Genomic DNA, 13,855 nt, shown 5'->3' with positions numbered 1-13,855 from the left:
ATAATCGTTGCTTGGGGTAAGTGTCCTTAAGCCAATGGAGAAATGGATGAAATCACTGTTTAAAGTAACGCTACTGGCTACCACCATGGCGCTGACCCTGAATACTTCTGCGACTTTTGCTGCTGAAACAGCCAAAACCGCTGATGCGGCTGCAACGACAAATAGCGCATTTAAGAATGATGACCAGCAATCTGCATATGCATTAGGTGCATCATTAGGGCGTTATATGGATAACTCCCTGAAAGAGCAAGAAAAATTGGGCATCAAACTGGATAAAGACCAGTTGATCGCCGGCGTACAGGATGCTTTTGCGAGCAAAAGTAAACTGACTGATGAAGAAATCGAAAAAACCTTGCAAGGTTTTGAAGCGCGCGTGAAAGCTTCTGCTCAAGCCAAAATGGAGCAAGATGCTAAAGAAAACGCCGATAAAGGTGCTAAGTACCGCGAAACTTTTGCTAAAGAAAAAGATGTGAAGAAAACTGAATCTGGCCTGCTGTACAAAGTAGAGAAAGCCGGTACCGGTGAAGCACCAAAAGACAGTGATACCGTGGTAGTTAACTACAAAGGGACTCTGACCGATGGTACTGAGTTTGATAACTCTTACAAACGCGGTGAGCCACTGTCTTTCCGTCTTGATGGTGTTATCCCTGGCTGGACCGAAGGCCTGAAGCAAATCAAGAAAGGCGGCAAAGTCACTCTGGTTATTCCACCAGAGTTAGCTTACGGCAAAACTGGCGTCCCAGGCATTCCAGCCAACTCTACTCTGGTATTTGATGTAGAGTTGTTGGATGTTAAAGCGGCACCTAAAGCTGACGCTCAAGAAGAACAACCTGCTGCTACGGACGCAAAAGCTAAAAAATAATTTAGCGCCTTTGTTGTCGTAACCTAGTACCCGGTTCTGCTATAACCGCCGCGATAATTGTCGTGGCGGTTTTTTTTGCGGTATATCTACCTTCTGCTCGTTGATAACTTGACGATTTATGGTTTGTGGGCTTAACGTCAAGATCACGCGCAAACGCAAGGATTTTATCTCGGCATATTTGCTAGACTTAAAATTCGATATATTTGAGTTATGAGTCTGCCGACGATATTGAGACAGGCTTTATGTAGAGGATGGTGTCTTCGATGTCTAATTCGCTTCTCAGTAGCGAAACCAGTGAACTGGATTTACTGGATGAACGTCCGTTCAGTCAGACGGACCATGAAATACTCAAATCATACGAAGCTATCGTTGATGGCTTGGCGATGCTTATTGGCAACCACTGTGAAATTGTCCTGCATTCACTGGAAGACCTGAAAAACTCTGCGGTAAGAATTGCTAATGGCGAACACACCGGCCGGCAAATTGGCTCGCCGATAACTGACCTGGCCCTGCGGATGCTGCATGATATGGCGGGTGCAGACAGCAGTGTTTCAAGAGCCTATTTCACACGCGCCAAAAGCGGTGTGCTGATGAAATCTGTCACTATCGCTATCCGTAACCGCGACCAGCGCGCTATTGGCCTGTTATGTATTAACATAAATCTGGATGTGCCTTTCTCGCAAATCATTAAGACTTTCATGCCGCCGGAAACTCAGGAGGTTGCTTCCTCAGTAAACTTTGCTTCATCGGTCGATGACTTGGTGGCGCAAACACTGGAATTTACTATTGAGGAAGTTAATGCTGATCGCAATGTGTCTAACAATGCGAAGAACCGCCAGGTTGTTCTCAATCTGTATGAGAAAGGTATTTTTGATATCAAAGATGCAATTAATCAGGTGGCTGAGCGACTAAATATTTCCAAACACACGGTTTATCTTTACATTCGCCAGTTCAAAAGTGGCGATCTCGTGGGACACGAGCGTTAATGTCAGGGGCAAAGGTGGCGAAATATTGTCTGATGGTCACAGGCCCAGCCTATGGCACCCAGCAGGCCAGCAGCGCCTATCAGTTCGCCCAAGCACTGATAAGTTCAGGCCATAATTTGGTTAGTGTTTTCTTCTACCGCGAAGGTGTTTTGAATGCTAACCAATTAACTGCACCTGCTAGTGATGAGTTTGATTTGGTACGGGCGTGGCAGCAACTCGCACTTAACCATTCGATTGAGCTAAATGTTTGTGTGGCGGCGGCATTGCGCCGTGGTGTTACTGACCAAAATGAAGCTGACCAACTCGATTTGGCGGGAGCAAATCTGCAACCCGGTTTTACCTTGAGTGGGCTAGGTGCACTGGCTGAAGCCGCATTAACCTGTGACCGCATGGTGCAATTTTAATGGCAGAGAATGGTAAGAATAGTGTTGCTTTTGTTTTCACCCAAAGCCCGCATGGTAATTCAGCGGGACGGGAAGGGTTAGATGCCTTGCTGGCAACTTCTGCTTTGAGTGAAGACATCGGGGTATTCTTTATTTCGGATGGTGTTTTGCAGCTTTTGCCACAGCAGCAGCCAGAAAAAATTCTCTCCAGAAACTATATTGCAACTTTCGGTGTCTTACCTCTGTACGATGTTGAGAATTGTTATATCTGTGAAGCCTCATTACAGCAGCGTGGATTGAGTGAAGTGACGGATTGGATACTTGATGTTGCGGTGTTATCTCCGGTAAATTTACGCCGCCAATTGGCAAATTATGATGTTGTACTGACTTTCTAATGAGATTTGGGTAGCCATAATGCTGTATACCGTCAGTCATTCACCTTATCACTGCGATTTATCTGCATTGCTGAAACTCGTCACATCGGAAGATGAAATTCTATTTCTGCAAAATGGAGTGATGGCGGTTTTAAAAAATAGTGAAAGTCTTAACTTGTTGTTAAATAACCCCGCTTCGCTATTTGTGTTGGAAGATGACGTTATTGCCCGTGGCTTGGGTGGTCAAATTTCAGACAAAATCATGCTAATCGGTTATACTCGCTTTGTGGATTTGACCCTAAAACATCAGCAGCAACTGGCATGGTAATGCAGTCAATGCTGTATATTTCTTGACACCTTAGATAGTCAGCCATAAAATTCTGCGTCCTCGTTCTCTGCCAGTAGTGCAAACGAGGGGGATTTATCACGTGTTTACGAAGCAAAAAACCAGGAGCTTTTTTAATAATGGCAACGATTAACCAGCTGGTTCGCAAGCCACGCAGCATGAAGGTTGCTAAAAGCAACGTTCCTGCGCTGGAAGCATGCCCGCAGAAACGTGGTGTATGTACCCGCGTATATACAACCACCCCGAAAAAACCTAACTCCGCACTGCGTAAAGTTTGTCGTGTGCGTTTAACTAACGGTTTTGAAGTCACCTCCTACATCGGCGGTGAAGGTCATAACCTTCAGGAACACTCCGTGATCCTGATCCGTGGCGGTCGTGTTAAAGACTTGCCAGGTGTGCGTTACCACACCGTTCGCGGCGCGCTTGACTGCTCAGGTGTTAAAGACCGTAAGCAATCACGTTCTAAGTACGGCGTGAAGAAGCCAAAGGCTTAATGGTTCTCCGTTAAGTAAGGCCAAACATTTTCACATTAATGTCAAAATAAACTCTTAGAGTTTTGGACAACCCTGAATTAACAACGGAGTATTTCCATGCCACGTCGTCGTGTAATTGGCCAGCGTAAAATTTTACCAGATCCTAAGTTCGGATCTGAATTGCTGGCTAAATTTGTAAATATCCTGATGGTAGATGGTAAGAAATCTACTGCAGAAGCAATCGTCTATACCGCGCTGGAGACCCTGGCTCAGCGTTCTGGTAAAGATTTTCTGGAAGCTTTCGAAGTAGCTCTGGACAACGTGCGCCCGACTGTCGAAGTTAAGTCTCGCCGCGTTGGTGGTTCTACTTATCAGGTACCAGTTGAAGTTCGTCCGGTTCGTCGTAATGCCTTGGCAATGCGTTGGATCGTTGATGCTGCTCGTAAACGCGGTGATAAATCCATGGCTTTGCGCTTAGCGAATGAACTGTCTGACGCAGCAGAGAACAAAGGTTCTGCTGTTAAGAAACGTGAAGACGTTCACCGTATGGCTGAAGCTAACAAGGCGTTCGCGCACTACCGCTGGTAATCACCACGCAGTAGTCATGCTAACCATGCGGGCGCTTTAAGCCAACCCGCATGGGTTAACCGAATGAACGCCCTAGGAATAGAGGAATCAAATGGCTCGTAAAACACCCATTGAGCGCTATCGTAATATCGGTATCAGCGCTCACATCGACGCCGGTAAGACAACCACTACCGAACGTATCCTGTTTTACACCGGTGTAAACCACAAGATCGGTGAAGTTCATGACGGCGCAGCCACCATGGACTGGATGGAACAGGAGCAGGAGCGTGGTATTACCATTACTTCTGCGGCTACTACCTGCTTCTGGTCTGGTATGGCTAAACAGTACGAACCACATCACGTCAACATCATTGACACCCCAGGGCACGTTGACTTCACTATCGAAGTAGAACGTTCCATGCGTGTTCTTGATGGCGCGGTAATGGTTTACTGTGCAGTTGGTGGTGTTCAGCCACAGTCTGAAACCGTATGGCGTCAGGCTAACAAATATAAAGTTCCACGCATTGCGTTCGTTAACAAAATGGACCGCATGGGTGCTAACTTCCTGAAAGTTGTTGGTCAGATTAAATCTCGTCTGGGCGCGAATCCAGTTCCATTGCAACTGGCAATCGGCGCGGAAGAGAAATTCACCGGTATTATCGACCTGGTGAAAATGAAAGCGATCAACTGGAACGAAGCTGATCAGGGCGTGACCTTCGAATACGAAGAGATCCCGGCTGATATGGCTGAGCTGGCTGCTGAATGGCACCAGAATCTGGTTGAATCTGCTGCAGAAGCATCTGACGAGCTGATGGATAAATACTTGGGCGGCGAAGAGCTGACCGAGGAAGAAATCAAGAAAGCTTTGCGTCAACGCGTTCTGCGCAACGAAATCATCTTGGTTACCTGTGGTTCTGCGTTTAAGAACAAAGGCGTACAGGCAATGCTGGATGCAGTTATCGACTATCTGCCAGCACCAACTGACGTTGAAGCAATCAACGGTATTTTGGACGACGGTAAAGATACTCCGGCTGTTCGTCACTCAGACGACAAAGAGCCGTTCTCTGCACTAGCATTCAAAATTGCTACTGACCCGTTTGTGGGTAACCTGACGTTCTTCCGTGTGTACTCTGGTGTTGTTAACTCCGGTGACACAGTGTTGAACTCAGTACGTTCACAGCGTGAACGTCTGGGCCGTATCGTTCAGATGCACGCCAACAAACGTGAAGAGATCAAAGAAGTTCGTGCAGGCGACATCGCAGCAGCGATCGGTCTGAAAGATGTGACGACGGGTGACACTCTGTGTGATCCAACTAATCCGATCATCTTGGAACGTATGGAGTTCCCAGAGCCAGTAATCTCTGTTGCCGTTGAACCAAAAACCAAAGCCGACCAAGAAAAAATGGGTATGGCTCTGGGTCGTCTGGCGAAAGAAGATCCATCATTCCGCGTTTGGACTGACGAAGAATCTGGTCAGACTATCATCGCTGGTATGGGTGAGCTGCACTTGGATATCCTGGTTGACCGTATGCGCCGCGAATTTAATGTGGAAGCAAACGTTGGTAAACCTCAGGTTGCATACCGTGAAACTATCCGCGATACCGTTAAGGACGTGGAAGGTAAGCATGCTAAGCAGTCAGGCGGTCGTGGTCAGTACGGTCATGTTGTTATCGACATGTCTCCGTTGCCACCGGGTGGTGTTGGGTATGAGTTCGTCAACGAAATCGTTGGTGGTTCTATTCCTAAAGAGTTCATCCCTGCTGTTGATAAAGGTATCCAGGAACAACTGAAAGCCGGTCCTCTGGCTGGTTACCCGGTTGTTGACGTTAAAATCCGTCTGCACTACGGTTCTTACCATGACGTTGACTCCTCAGAATTGGCGTTTAAATTAGCCGGTTCTATCGCCTTTAAAGAAGGGTTCAAACGAGCTAAACCAGTTCTGCTTGAGCCAATCATGAAGGTTGAAGTCGAAACCCCTGAAGATTACATGGGTGACGTAATGGGCGACCTTAACCGTCGTCGTGGTATCATCGAAGGTATGGAAGATACTGCTACCGGTAAAACCGTTCGCGTCAAGGTTCCGTTGTCTGAAATGTTCGGTTATGCTACTGACCTGCGTTCTCAGACTCAGGGCCGTGCTTCTTACTCCATGGAATTCCTGGAGTATGCTGAAGCACCTAGTAACGTCGCTAAAGCCGTTATCGAAGCCCGTGGCAAATAAGCTTTCGGGTTTAAAACAATGATCCAGTGCTCTCTCATAAGTGGGAGAGCACAAGAGTAAGGAATATAGTCGTGTCTAAAGAAAAATTTGAACGTAACAAACCCCATGTAAACGTCGGTACTATCGGCCACGTTGACCATGGTAAAACTACCCTGACTGCTGCAATCACCACCGTACTGGCTAAAACCTACGGCGGTAGCGCTCGTGCTTTCGATCAGATCGATAACGCACCAGAAGAAAAAGCACGTGGTATCACTATCAACACTTCTCACGTTGAATATGACACCCCAGCACGTCACTATGCGCACGTTGACTGCCCAGGGCATGCCGACTACGTTAAAAACATGATCACCGGTGCTGCTCAGATGGACGGCGCGATCTTGGTTGTTGCTGCAACTGATGGCCCTATGCCACAGACTCGTGAGCACATCCTGTTGGGTCGCCAGGTTGGCGTTCCATACATGATCGTATTCATGAACAAATGTGACATGGTTGATGATGAAGAGTTGCTGGAACTGGTAGAAATGGAAGTGCGTGAACTTCTTTCTGCTTACGATTTCCCAGGCGACGACATTCCAGTAATCAAGGGCTCAGCTCTGAAAGCACTGGAAGGCATTCCTGAGTGGGAAGCTAAAATCATCGAATTGGCTGAAGCATTGGATACCTACATTCCACTGCCAGAACGTGCTATTGATAAGCCATTCTTGCTGCCAATCGAAGACGTATTCTCTATCTCCGGCCGTGGTACTGTTGTAACGGGTCGTGTAGAGCGCGGTATCGTTAAAGTTGGTGAAGAAGTAGAGATCGTTGGTATCAAAGATACTGTTAAATCTACTTGTACCGGCGTTGAAATGTTCCGCAAACTGCTGGACGAAGGCCGTGCTGGTGAGAACGTTGGTGTTCTGCTGCGTGGTATCAAACGTGAAGATATCGAACGTGGTCAAGTTCTTGCTAAACCAGGTTCTATCAAGCCACACACTACCTTTGAATCAGAAGTTTATATTCTGAGCAAAGACGAAGGCGGCCGTCATACTCCGTTCTTCAAAGGCTACCGTCCTCAGTTCTACTTCCGTACAACTGACGTAACCGGTACCATCGAACTGCCAGAAGGCGTTGAAATGGTGATGCCAGGTGACAACATCAACATGGTTGTTACTCTGATTCACCCAATCGCAATGGACGACGGCCTGCGTTTCGCAATCCGTGAAGGCGGCCGTACTGTAGGCGCTGGTGTTGTTGCTAAAGTTATCGCTTAATTGTTTTATTGATTAATTACGTTATTGATCAAGTAAGAGGGCGCTTCGGCGCCCTTTTTTATTGCCTAAAGAAAATAATCTTAATTGAAATAACTCGCATTCTTATTTACACTGTGGATCTTGGTTAAGAAGTGAGTCATTTTATGTATGTTTGCCTGTGTAATGCGGTATCTGACAAAGTTATCCGTAAAGCTGTGCGTCAGCACCATCCACATACCATTCAACAGCTGCGCCAATTAGTACCAATTGGTACAGACTGCGGGAAGTGCATTCGACAGGCCAGAGAAATCTTGATTGAGGAACGCGCTAACATTCCAGAAATGAATGATGTTGCCTAATCGTTAGCAGGGAGAAGTTTTCCCCACACTTTGCCATCTGGTACTACACTTTTAGTACTGGAAGCGGAGGGTATAACTATGAAAGGCGATAAAAAGATAATTGCACATCTCAATAAACTACTCGGAAACGAGTTAGTTGCTATCAATCAATATTTTCTCCACGCCCGAATGTTTAAAAACTGGGGGCTGATGCGCCTTAATGATAAGGAGTATCACGAATCAATCGACGAAATGAAGCATGCGGATAAATATATCGAGCGCATCTTATTCCTCGAAGGTATTCCTAACTTACAAGATTTAGGTAAGCTGAATATTGGTGAAGACGTTGAAGAAATATTGAAGTCAGATTTAGCCCTCGAATTAGCAGGAGCTAAGGATCTGCGCGAAGGCATTGCCTATGCTGATTCTATTCATGACTATGTCAGTCGCGATTTGTTGAAGGAAATTCTAGCGGAAGAAGAAGGCCACATAGACTGGCTGGAAACAGAGCTGAGCCTCATTGAACGTTTGGGGATACAGAACTACTCCCAGGCTCAATTGGCAAAAGACTAGTTTTTTCCTCACTGCACCGTCGTTTACTCAACCATCGTATATTCAGTCAAAAGAGTGAGAACCTCCTTGGCCTCACTCTACTTCTCATTTTCAGACCTGTAAAAATAGACCTATTCCCCTCAAATTAAGTTATCTGGTAAGTTTTCGCATAGATTTTCAACACTGGCTTGCTTCCTGTCGGTATTTCAGTATAATGCGCGGGCCTACCTAATCTTGATAGGTCAGATTGAAACTAATCTGTCGGTTACAGCCTAGTGTTGGAACTGAACAATACTCCCGATATGGGGGTTATATGTTGAACGATTACACTCCCCCATCAATCGAAATGGGTGCGAGGAGTAATCATTTACGTTTATAAATAATTGGAGCTCTGGTCTCATGCAGAACCAAAGAATCCGTATCCGCCTGAAAGCGTTTGATCATCGTTTGATCGATCAATCAACTGCGGAAATCGTCGAGACTGCCAAGCGCACTGGTGCGCAGGTTCGTGGTCCGATCCCGCTGCCAACTCGCAAAGAGCGCTTTACCGTTCTGATCTCTCCGCACGTCAATAAAGATGCGCGCGATCAGTACGAGATTCGCACTCACAAGCGTCTGGTTGACATCGTTGAGCCAACCGAGAAAACCGTTGATGCTCTGATGCGTCTGGATCTGGCTGCCGGTGTAGACGTGCAGATCAGCCTGGGTTAATCAGGTCATTGAGCGATTGAGAGGTTGAAACAATGATTGGTTTAGTCGGTAAGAAAGTGGGCATGACGCGTATCTTCACAGAAGATGGCGTTTCAATCCCAGTAACTGTTATCGAAATTGAAGCGAACCGTGTAACTCAGGTCAAAAGCCTGGAGAACGACGGATACCGTGCTGTACAAGTAACTACCGGTGCTAAAAAAGCTAACCGCGTTACTAAACCAGAAGCGGGTCATTTCGCTAAAGCTGGCGTAGAAGCTGGCCGTGGTCTGTGGGAATTCCGCCTTCCAGAAGGTCAAGAGTTCACTGCTGGTCAAGAAATTAGCGTCGAGATTTTTGCTGACGTTAAGAAAGTCGACGTTACAGGTACATCTAAAGGTAAAGGTTTTGCCGGTACTGTTAAGCGCTGGAACTTCCGCACCCAAGATGCTACCCATGGTAACTCCTTGTCTCACCGTGTTCCGGGTTCTATCGGTCAAAACCAGACTCCGGGCAAAGTGTTCAAAGGCAAGAAAATGGCTGGCCACCTGGGTGACGAGCGTGTAACCGTTCAAAGCCTGGACGTAGTACGTGTTGACGCTGAGCGCAACCTACTGCTGGTTAAGGGTGCTGTACCGGGCGCTACCGGTGGCAACCTGATCGTTAAACCAGCTGTGAAGGCGTAAGGGGATAGCAATGGAATTAGTATTGAAAGACGCGCAAGGCGCGCTGACTGTTTCCGAAACTACCTTCGGTCGTGATTTCAACGAAGCGCTGGTACATCAGGTTGTTGTTGCTTATGCAGCAGGTGCCCGTCAAGGTACTCGTGCTCAGAAGACCCGCGCCGAAGTGACTGGTTCCGGTAAAAAACCGTGGCGCCAGAAAGGCACCGGCCGTGCGCGTGCAGGTTCTGTAAAGAGCCCAATCTGGCGTTCAGGTGGTGTGACCTTTGCTGCGAAGCCTCAGGACCACAGTCAGAAAGTAAATAAAAAGATGTACCGCGGCGCGCTGAAAAGCATTCTGTCCGAATTGGTACGTCAAGATCGTCTGATCATTGTCGAAAAGTTCTCTGTTGAAGCACCTAAAACTAAGTTGCTGGCGCAGAAGCTGAAAGATATGGCTCTGGAAGATGTACTGATCATCACTGGTGAACTGGATGAGAACTTGTTCTTGGCAGCTCGCAACCTGTACAAGGTTGATGTCCGTGATGTTGCTGGTATTGACCCAGTTAGCCTGATCGCCTTCGACAAAGTGGTTATGACTGCTGATGCTGTGAAGCAAGTTGAGGAGATGCTGGCATGATTCGTGAAGAACGTCTGCTGAAAGTACTGCGCGCGCCGCATGTATCTGAAAAAGCATCCGCTGCGATGGAAAAGAATAACACCATCGTTCTCAAAGTTGCCAAAGACGCGACCAAAGCAGAAATTAAAGCTGCAGTGCAGAAACTGTTTGAAGTCGAAGTCGAAGACGTTAACACCTTGCTGGTTAAAGGCAAGAGTAAGCGTCACGGTCAGCGTGTTGGTCGTCGTAGCGACTGGAAAAAAGCTTACGTCACCCTGAAAGAAGGCCAGAATCTGGACTTCATCGGCGGCGCAGAGTAAGTCGGAGGAGTAAACAATGGCAATTGTTAAATGTAAACCTACGTCTCCGGGTCGTCGCCACGTTGTTAAAGTGGTTAACCAGGAGTTGCATAAGGGTAAGCCTTATGCCCCGTTGCTTGAGAAATTAAGCAAAAGCGGTGGCCGTAACAACAATGGCCGTATCACTACCCGTCATATCGGTGGTGGCCACAAGCAACATTATCGTCTGGTTGACTTCAAACGCAACAAAGATGGTATCCCTGCTGTGGTTGAGCGTCTGGAGTACGATCCGAACCGTTCTGCGAATATCGCACTGGTTCTGTACAAAGACGGCGAACGCCGTTATATCCTGGCGCCAAAAGGCCTGAAAGCTGGTGACCAGATTCAATCTGGCGTTGATGCTGCAATTAAAGCAGGTAACACCCTGCCTATGCGTAACATCCCAGTTGGTTCAACGGTTCATAACGTAGAAATGAAACCAGGTAAAGGCGGCCAATTGGCTCGTTCTGCTGGTGCATACGTTCAGATCGTTGCTCGTGACGGTTCCTACGTGACCCTGCGTCTGCGCTCCGGCGAAATGCGCAAAGTTCTAGCTGATTGCCGCGCCACCTTAGGTGAAGTCGGTAACGCTGAACACATGCTGCGTGTGCTGGGTAAAGCAGGTGCTAGTCGTTGGCGTGGTATTCGTCCTACCGTTCGCGGTACGGCGATGAACCCAGTCGATCACCCACACGGTGGTGGTGAAGGTCGTAACTTTGGTAAGCACCCGGTAACCCCGTGGGGCGTTCAAACCAAAGGTAAGAAGACCCGTAGCAACAAGCGTACTGATAAGTTCATCGTACGTCGCCGTAGTAAAAAATAATTAGAGGATAAGCCATGCCACGTTCTCTCAAGAAAGGTCCCTTCATTGACCTGCACTTGCTGAAGAAGGTAGAGAAAGCGGTGGAAAGCGGAGACAAGAAGCCAATTCGGACTTGGTCCCGTCGTTCAACGGTCTTTCCAAATATGATCGGTTTGACCATCGCTGTCCATAATGGTCGTCAGCACGTTCCCGTTTTTGTTTCCGATGAAATGGTCGGTCACAAACTGGGTGAATTCGCGCCGACCCGTACTTATCGCGGCCATGCGGCCGATAAAAAGGCTAAAAAGCGCTAAGGTAGGAGGAAGAGATGGAAACTATCGCTAAACATCGCCACGCTCGTTCTTCTGCTCAGAAGGTTCGCTTGGTAGCGGATCTGATTCGCGGTAAGAAAGTGTCGCAAGCTCTGGAAACTCTGGCCTATACCAACAAGAAAGCTGCTGGTTTGGTTAAGAAGGTACTGGAGTCTGCCATTGCTAACGCAGAACACAACGATGGCGCTGACATCGATGATCTGAAAGTCACGAAGATCTTCGTAGACGAAGGCCCTAGCATGAAGCGCATTATGCCTCGTGCAAAAGGTCGTGCAGATCGCATCCTGAAGCGCACCAGCCACATTACTGTGGTTGTGTCCGATCGCTGAGACTCTGGAGACTAGCAATGGGTCAGAAAGTACATCCTAATGGTATTCGACTAGGTATTGTCAAAGCTTGGAACTCTACCTGGTACGCAAATACCAAAGAATTCGCTGACAACCTGGACAGCGACTTTAAAGTTCGCCAATTCTTGACTAAAGAATTAGCGAAAGCTTCCGTTTCTCGCATCGTTATCGAGCGTCCAGCGAAGAGCATCCGTGTGACTATTCACACCGCTCGTCCTGGCATCGTTATCGGCAAGAAAGGTGAAGATGTCGAAAAACTGCGTAAGGTCGTAGCGGATATCGCTGGCGTTCCTGCACAGATTAATATCGCCGAAGTCCGTAAACCGGAACTGGACGCAAAATTGGTTGCTGACAGCATCACTTCACAGCTGGAACGTCGCGTTATGTTCCGTCGTGCTATGAAGCGTGCTGTACAGAACGCAATGCGTCTTGGCGCTAAAGGTATCAAAGTTGAAGTAAGCGGCCGTCTTGGCGGTGCTGAAATCGCGCGTACCGAATGGTACCGTGAAGGTCGTGTTCCGTTGCATACACTGCGTGCGGATATCGATTACAACACATCTGAAGCGCACACCACTTATGGTGTAATCGGCGTTAAGGTATGGATCTTCAAAGGTGAGATCTTGGGTGGTATGGCTGCTGTTGAACAACCGGAACCGGCTGCTCAACCTAAAAAGCAGCAGCGTAAAGGCCGCAAGTAAGGAGAATCGCTGATGTTACAACCAAAGCGTACAAAATTCCGTAAGATGCACAAAGGCCGTAACCGTGGCCTTGCGCAAGGTACGGATGTTAGCTTCGGTGAGTTCGGCCTGAAAGCTTGTGGCCGTTGCCGCCTGACGGCTCGTCAAATCGAAGCAGCCCGTCGTGCGATGACACGTGCAATTAAGCGTCAAGGTAAGGTCTGGATCCGTGTATTCCCGGACAAGCCGATCACTGAGAAGCCGCTCGAAGTGCGTATGGGTAAAGGTAAGGGTAACGTAGAGTATTGGGTTGCCCTGATCCAGCCAGGAAAAGTTTTATTTGAAATGGCTGGTGTACCGGAAGAAACTGCTCGCGAAGCATTTAAGCTTGCTGCAGCGAAACTGCCTGTAGGAACCACCTTTGTAACTAAGACGGTGATGTAATGAAAGCACAAGAGCTGCGTGAAAAAAGCGTTGAAGAGCTGAACACTGAGCTGCTCAACCTGCTGCGTGAGCAATTTAATTTGCGCATGCAGGCGGCTAGTGGCCAGCTGCAACAAACTCACCTGTCGAAACAAGTGCGCCGTAATATCGCACGTGTTAAGACTTTACTGACTGAGAAGGCGGGTGCGTAATGACTGACCAAATCCGTACTCTGCAAGGTCGCGTAGTTAGTGACAAAATGGAGAAATCCATGGTTGTTGCTATCGAACGTGTGGTGAAGCACCCAATTTATGGGAAATTCATCCGTCGTACGACGAAATTGCATGTACATGACGAGAACAATGAATGTGGAATCGGTGACGTGGTAGAAATCCGCGAATGCCGTCCATTGTCAAAGACTAAGTCTTGGACACTTGTTCGCGTTGTAGAGAAAGCGATTCTGTAATAGAGTAGCTGACTCGAACATAATAAGCGGCTCTGAAAATGGGCCGCTTATTTTTTCTACCCACTTTTTCCTATCAAAGGATGTGGAACCGGTGTTATAATGCCGCGCCCTCATTAGTGGGGCTTTTAAACGACCTATTCTGGGTCCTAAAGTAGTAGTTGACAT

22 protein-coding genes are annotated in these 13,855 nt (G+C 47.7%); all 22 read left to right on the top strand.

Annotated elements, in window-relative coordinates:
- Positions 1–46: 46 nt before the first annotated feature.
- The gene (fkpA, locus tag OVO64_RS05455; protein ID WP_038637126.1) at positions 47–862 is read left to right on the top strand and encodes an FKBP-type peptidyl-prolyl cis-trans isomerase; all 816 of its coding nucleotides are present in this window, start codon (positions 47–49) and stop codon (positions 860–862) included.
- Between the two features lie 263 nt (positions 863–1,125).
- On the top strand, positions 1,126–1,848 hold the full coding sequence (locus OVO64_RS05450) for a helix-turn-helix transcriptional regulator (protein ID WP_038637124.1): 723 nt from the start codon (positions 1,126–1,128) through the stop codon (positions 1,846–1,848).
- On the top strand, positions 1,848–2,252 hold the full coding sequence (gene tusD / locus OVO64_RS05445) for a sulfurtransferase complex subunit TusD (RefSeq protein ID WP_038637122.1): 405 nt from the start codon (positions 1,848–1,850) through the stop codon (positions 2,250–2,252). The genes OVO64_RS05450 and tusD overlap by 1 nt, the downstream gene beginning before the upstream one ends.
- Complete coding sequence (gene tusC / locus OVO64_RS05440; protein WP_038637119.1) at positions 2,252–2,626, top strand: sulfurtransferase complex subunit TusC; 375 nt, start codon at positions 2,252–2,254, stop codon at positions 2,624–2,626. The genes tusD and tusC overlap by 1 nt, the downstream gene beginning before the upstream one ends.
- 19 nt (positions 2,627–2,645) lie before the next feature.
- Positions 2,646–2,933 carry a sulfurtransferase complex subunit TusB gene (tusB, locus tag OVO64_RS05435; protein WP_038637117.1) on the top strand — a complete coding sequence of 96 codons (288 nt, stop codon included), beginning with the start codon at positions 2,646–2,648 and terminating at the stop codon, positions 2,931–2,933.
- A gap of 137 nt (positions 2,934–3,070) precedes the next feature.
- Positions 3,071–3,445 carry a 30S ribosomal protein S12 gene (rpsL, locus tag OVO64_RS05430; protein ID WP_002212323.1) on the top strand — a complete coding sequence of 125 codons (375 nt, stop codon included), beginning with the start codon at positions 3,071–3,073 and terminating at the stop codon, positions 3,443–3,445.
- Between the two features lie 96 nt (positions 3,446–3,541).
- The gene (gene rpsG / locus OVO64_RS05425) at positions 3,542–4,012 is read left to right on the top strand and encodes a 30S ribosomal protein S7 (RefSeq protein ID WP_002212324.1); all 471 of its coding nucleotides are present in this window, start codon (positions 3,542–3,544) and stop codon (positions 4,010–4,012) included.
- 91 nt (positions 4,013–4,103) lie between these two features.
- Entirely contained in the window at positions 4,104–6,212 is a 2,109-nt protein-coding gene (fusA, locus tag OVO64_RS05420) for an elongation factor G (protein WP_038637115.1), read from the top strand.
- Between the two features lie 71 nt (positions 6,213–6,283).
- A complete protein-coding gene (tuf, locus tag OVO64_RS05415; protein WP_038637113.1) occupies positions 6,284–7,468 on the top strand; it encodes an elongation factor Tu in 1,185 nt (394 codons plus the stop codon).
- Positions 7,469–7,611: 143 nt separating this feature from the next.
- Complete coding sequence (gene bfd / locus OVO64_RS05410; protein ID WP_004391429.1) at positions 7,612–7,806, top strand: bacterioferritin-associated ferredoxin; 195 nt, start codon at positions 7,612–7,614, stop codon at positions 7,804–7,806.
- A 78-nt stretch (positions 7,807–7,884) separates the two neighbouring features.
- Positions 7,885–8,358 carry a bacterioferritin gene (gene bfr / locus OVO64_RS05405; protein WP_032820222.1) on the top strand — a complete coding sequence of 158 codons (474 nt, stop codon included), beginning with the start codon at positions 7,885–7,887 and terminating at the stop codon, positions 8,356–8,358.
- Positions 8,359–8,736: 378 nt separating this feature from the next.
- Positions 8,737–9,048, top strand: a complete 312-nt coding sequence (rpsJ, locus tag OVO64_RS05400; protein WP_001181005.1) for a 30S ribosomal protein S10 — start codon at positions 8,737–8,739, stop codon at positions 9,046–9,048.
- Positions 9,049–9,080: 32 nt separating this feature from the next.
- Entirely contained in the window at positions 9,081–9,710 is a 630-nt protein-coding gene (gene rplC / locus OVO64_RS05395) for a 50S ribosomal protein L3 (protein ID WP_004709250.1), read from the top strand.
- Between the two features lie 10 nt (positions 9,711–9,720).
- Positions 9,721–10,326, top strand: a complete 606-nt coding sequence (gene rplD, locus OVO64_RS05390) for a 50S ribosomal protein L4 (protein ID WP_004391426.1) — start codon at positions 9,721–9,723, stop codon at positions 10,324–10,326.
- On the top strand, positions 10,323–10,625 hold the full coding sequence (rplW, locus tag OVO64_RS05385; protein ID WP_005159841.1) for a 50S ribosomal protein L23: 303 nt from the start codon (positions 10,323–10,325) through the stop codon (positions 10,623–10,625). The genes rplD and rplW overlap by 4 nt, the downstream gene beginning before the upstream one ends.
- 16 nt (positions 10,626–10,641) lie before the next feature.
- Entirely contained in the window at positions 10,642–11,466 is an 825-nt protein-coding gene (gene rplB, locus OVO64_RS05380; protein WP_004391424.1) for a 50S ribosomal protein L2, read from the top strand.
- Positions 11,467–11,480: 14 nt separating this feature from the next.
- Complete coding sequence (rpsS, locus tag OVO64_RS05375; protein ID WP_002213430.1) at positions 11,481–11,759, top strand: 30S ribosomal protein S19; 279 nt, start codon at positions 11,481–11,483, stop codon at positions 11,757–11,759.
- A gap of 14 nt (positions 11,760–11,773) precedes the next feature.
- Entirely contained in the window at positions 11,774–12,106 is a 333-nt protein-coding gene (gene rplV / locus OVO64_RS05370) for a 50S ribosomal protein L22 (protein ID WP_004391423.1), read from the top strand.
- A 17-nt stretch (positions 12,107–12,123) separates the two neighbouring features.
- Entirely contained in the window at positions 12,124–12,822 is a 699-nt protein-coding gene (gene rpsC, locus OVO64_RS05365) for a 30S ribosomal protein S3 (protein WP_002221644.1), read from the top strand.
- A 12-nt stretch (positions 12,823–12,834) separates the two neighbouring features.
- Positions 12,835–13,245, top strand: coding sequence for a 50S ribosomal protein L16 (gene rplP / locus OVO64_RS05360; protein WP_002218940.1), 411 nt, complete (start codon positions 12,835–12,837; stop codon positions 13,243–13,245).
- Positions 13,245–13,436, top strand: coding sequence for a 50S ribosomal protein L29 (gene rpmC / locus OVO64_RS05355; RefSeq protein ID WP_005159843.1), 192 nt, complete (start codon positions 13,245–13,247; stop codon positions 13,434–13,436). Before rplP ends, rpmC begins: the two co-directional genes overlap by 1 nt.
- On the top strand, positions 13,436–13,690 hold the full coding sequence (gene rpsQ / locus OVO64_RS05350) for a 30S ribosomal protein S17 (protein ID WP_002228135.1): 255 nt from the start codon (positions 13,436–13,438) through the stop codon (positions 13,688–13,690). The genes rpmC and rpsQ overlap by 1 nt, the downstream gene beginning before the upstream one ends.
- Positions 13,691–13,855: the final 165 nt, after the last annotated feature.

Source organism: Yersinia sp. Marseille-Q5920, from assembly GCF_946902935.1.
Taxonomy (GTDB): domain Bacteria; phylum Pseudomonadota; class Gammaproteobacteria; order Enterobacterales; family Enterobacteriaceae; genus Yersinia; species Yersinia rochesterensis.
The sequence above is the reverse complement of the archived record's forward strand: the minus strand, read 5'-3'. Positions and strand labels throughout refer to the sequence as shown.

Coding starts and splice junctions, on each gene's coding strand:
- OVO64_RS05450 (WP_038637124.1), top strand. CDS start 1,126: ATGTCTAATTCGCTTCTCAGTAGCGAAACCAGTGAACTGGATTTACTG.
- rpsG (WP_002212324.1), top strand. CDS start 3,542: ATGCCACGTCGTCGTGTAATTGGCCAGCGTAAAATTTTACCAGATCCT.
- rpsC (WP_002221644.1), top strand. CDS start 12,124: ATGGGTCAGAAAGTACATCCTAATGGTATTCGACTAGGTATTGTCAAA.
- rplP (WP_002218940.1), top strand. CDS start 12,835: ATGTTACAACCAAAGCGTACAAAATTCCGTAAGATGCACAAAGGCCGT.
- fkpA (WP_038637126.1), top strand. CDS start 47: ATGAAATCACTGTTTAAAGTAACGCTACTGGCTACCACCATGGCGCTG.
- rpsJ (WP_001181005.1), top strand. CDS start 8,737: ATGCAGAACCAAAGAATCCGTATCCGCCTGAAAGCGTTTGATCATCGT.
- bfd (WP_004391429.1), top strand. CDS start 7,612: ATGTATGTTTGCCTGTGTAATGCGGTATCTGACAAAGTTATCCGTAAA.
- rpsQ (WP_002228135.1), top strand. CDS start 13,436: ATGACTGACCAAATCCGTACTCTGCAAGGTCGCGTAGTTAGTGACAAA.
- rpsS (WP_002213430.1), top strand. CDS start 11,481: ATGCCACGTTCTCTCAAGAAAGGTCCCTTCATTGACCTGCACTTGCTG.
- rplD (WP_004391426.1), top strand. CDS start 9,721: ATGGAATTAGTATTGAAAGACGCGCAAGGCGCGCTGACTGTTTCCGAA.
- tusC (WP_038637119.1), top strand. CDS start 2,252: ATGGCAGAGAATGGTAAGAATAGTGTTGCTTTTGTTTTCACCCAAAGC.
- rpmC (WP_005159843.1), top strand. CDS start 13,245: ATGAAAGCACAAGAGCTGCGTGAAAAAAGCGTTGAAGAGCTGAACACT.
- bfr (WP_032820222.1), top strand. CDS start 7,885: ATGAAAGGCGATAAAAAGATAATTGCACATCTCAATAAACTACTCGGA.
- rplW (WP_005159841.1), top strand. CDS start 10,323: ATGATTCGTGAAGAACGTCTGCTGAAAGTACTGCGCGCGCCGCATGTA.
- rplB (WP_004391424.1), top strand. CDS start 10,642: ATGGCAATTGTTAAATGTAAACCTACGTCTCCGGGTCGTCGCCACGTT.
- tusD (WP_038637122.1), top strand. CDS start 1,848: ATGTCAGGGGCAAAGGTGGCGAAATATTGTCTGATGGTCACAGGCCCA.
- fusA (WP_038637115.1), top strand. CDS start 4,104: ATGGCTCGTAAAACACCCATTGAGCGCTATCGTAATATCGGTATCAGC.
- tusB (WP_038637117.1), top strand. CDS start 2,646: ATGCTGTATACCGTCAGTCATTCACCTTATCACTGCGATTTATCTGCA.
- rpsL (WP_002212323.1), top strand. CDS start 3,071: ATGGCAACGATTAACCAGCTGGTTCGCAAGCCACGCAGCATGAAGGTT.
- rplV (WP_004391423.1), top strand. CDS start 11,774: ATGGAAACTATCGCTAAACATCGCCACGCTCGTTCTTCTGCTCAGAAG.
- rplC (WP_004709250.1), top strand. CDS start 9,081: ATGATTGGTTTAGTCGGTAAGAAAGTGGGCATGACGCGTATCTTCACA.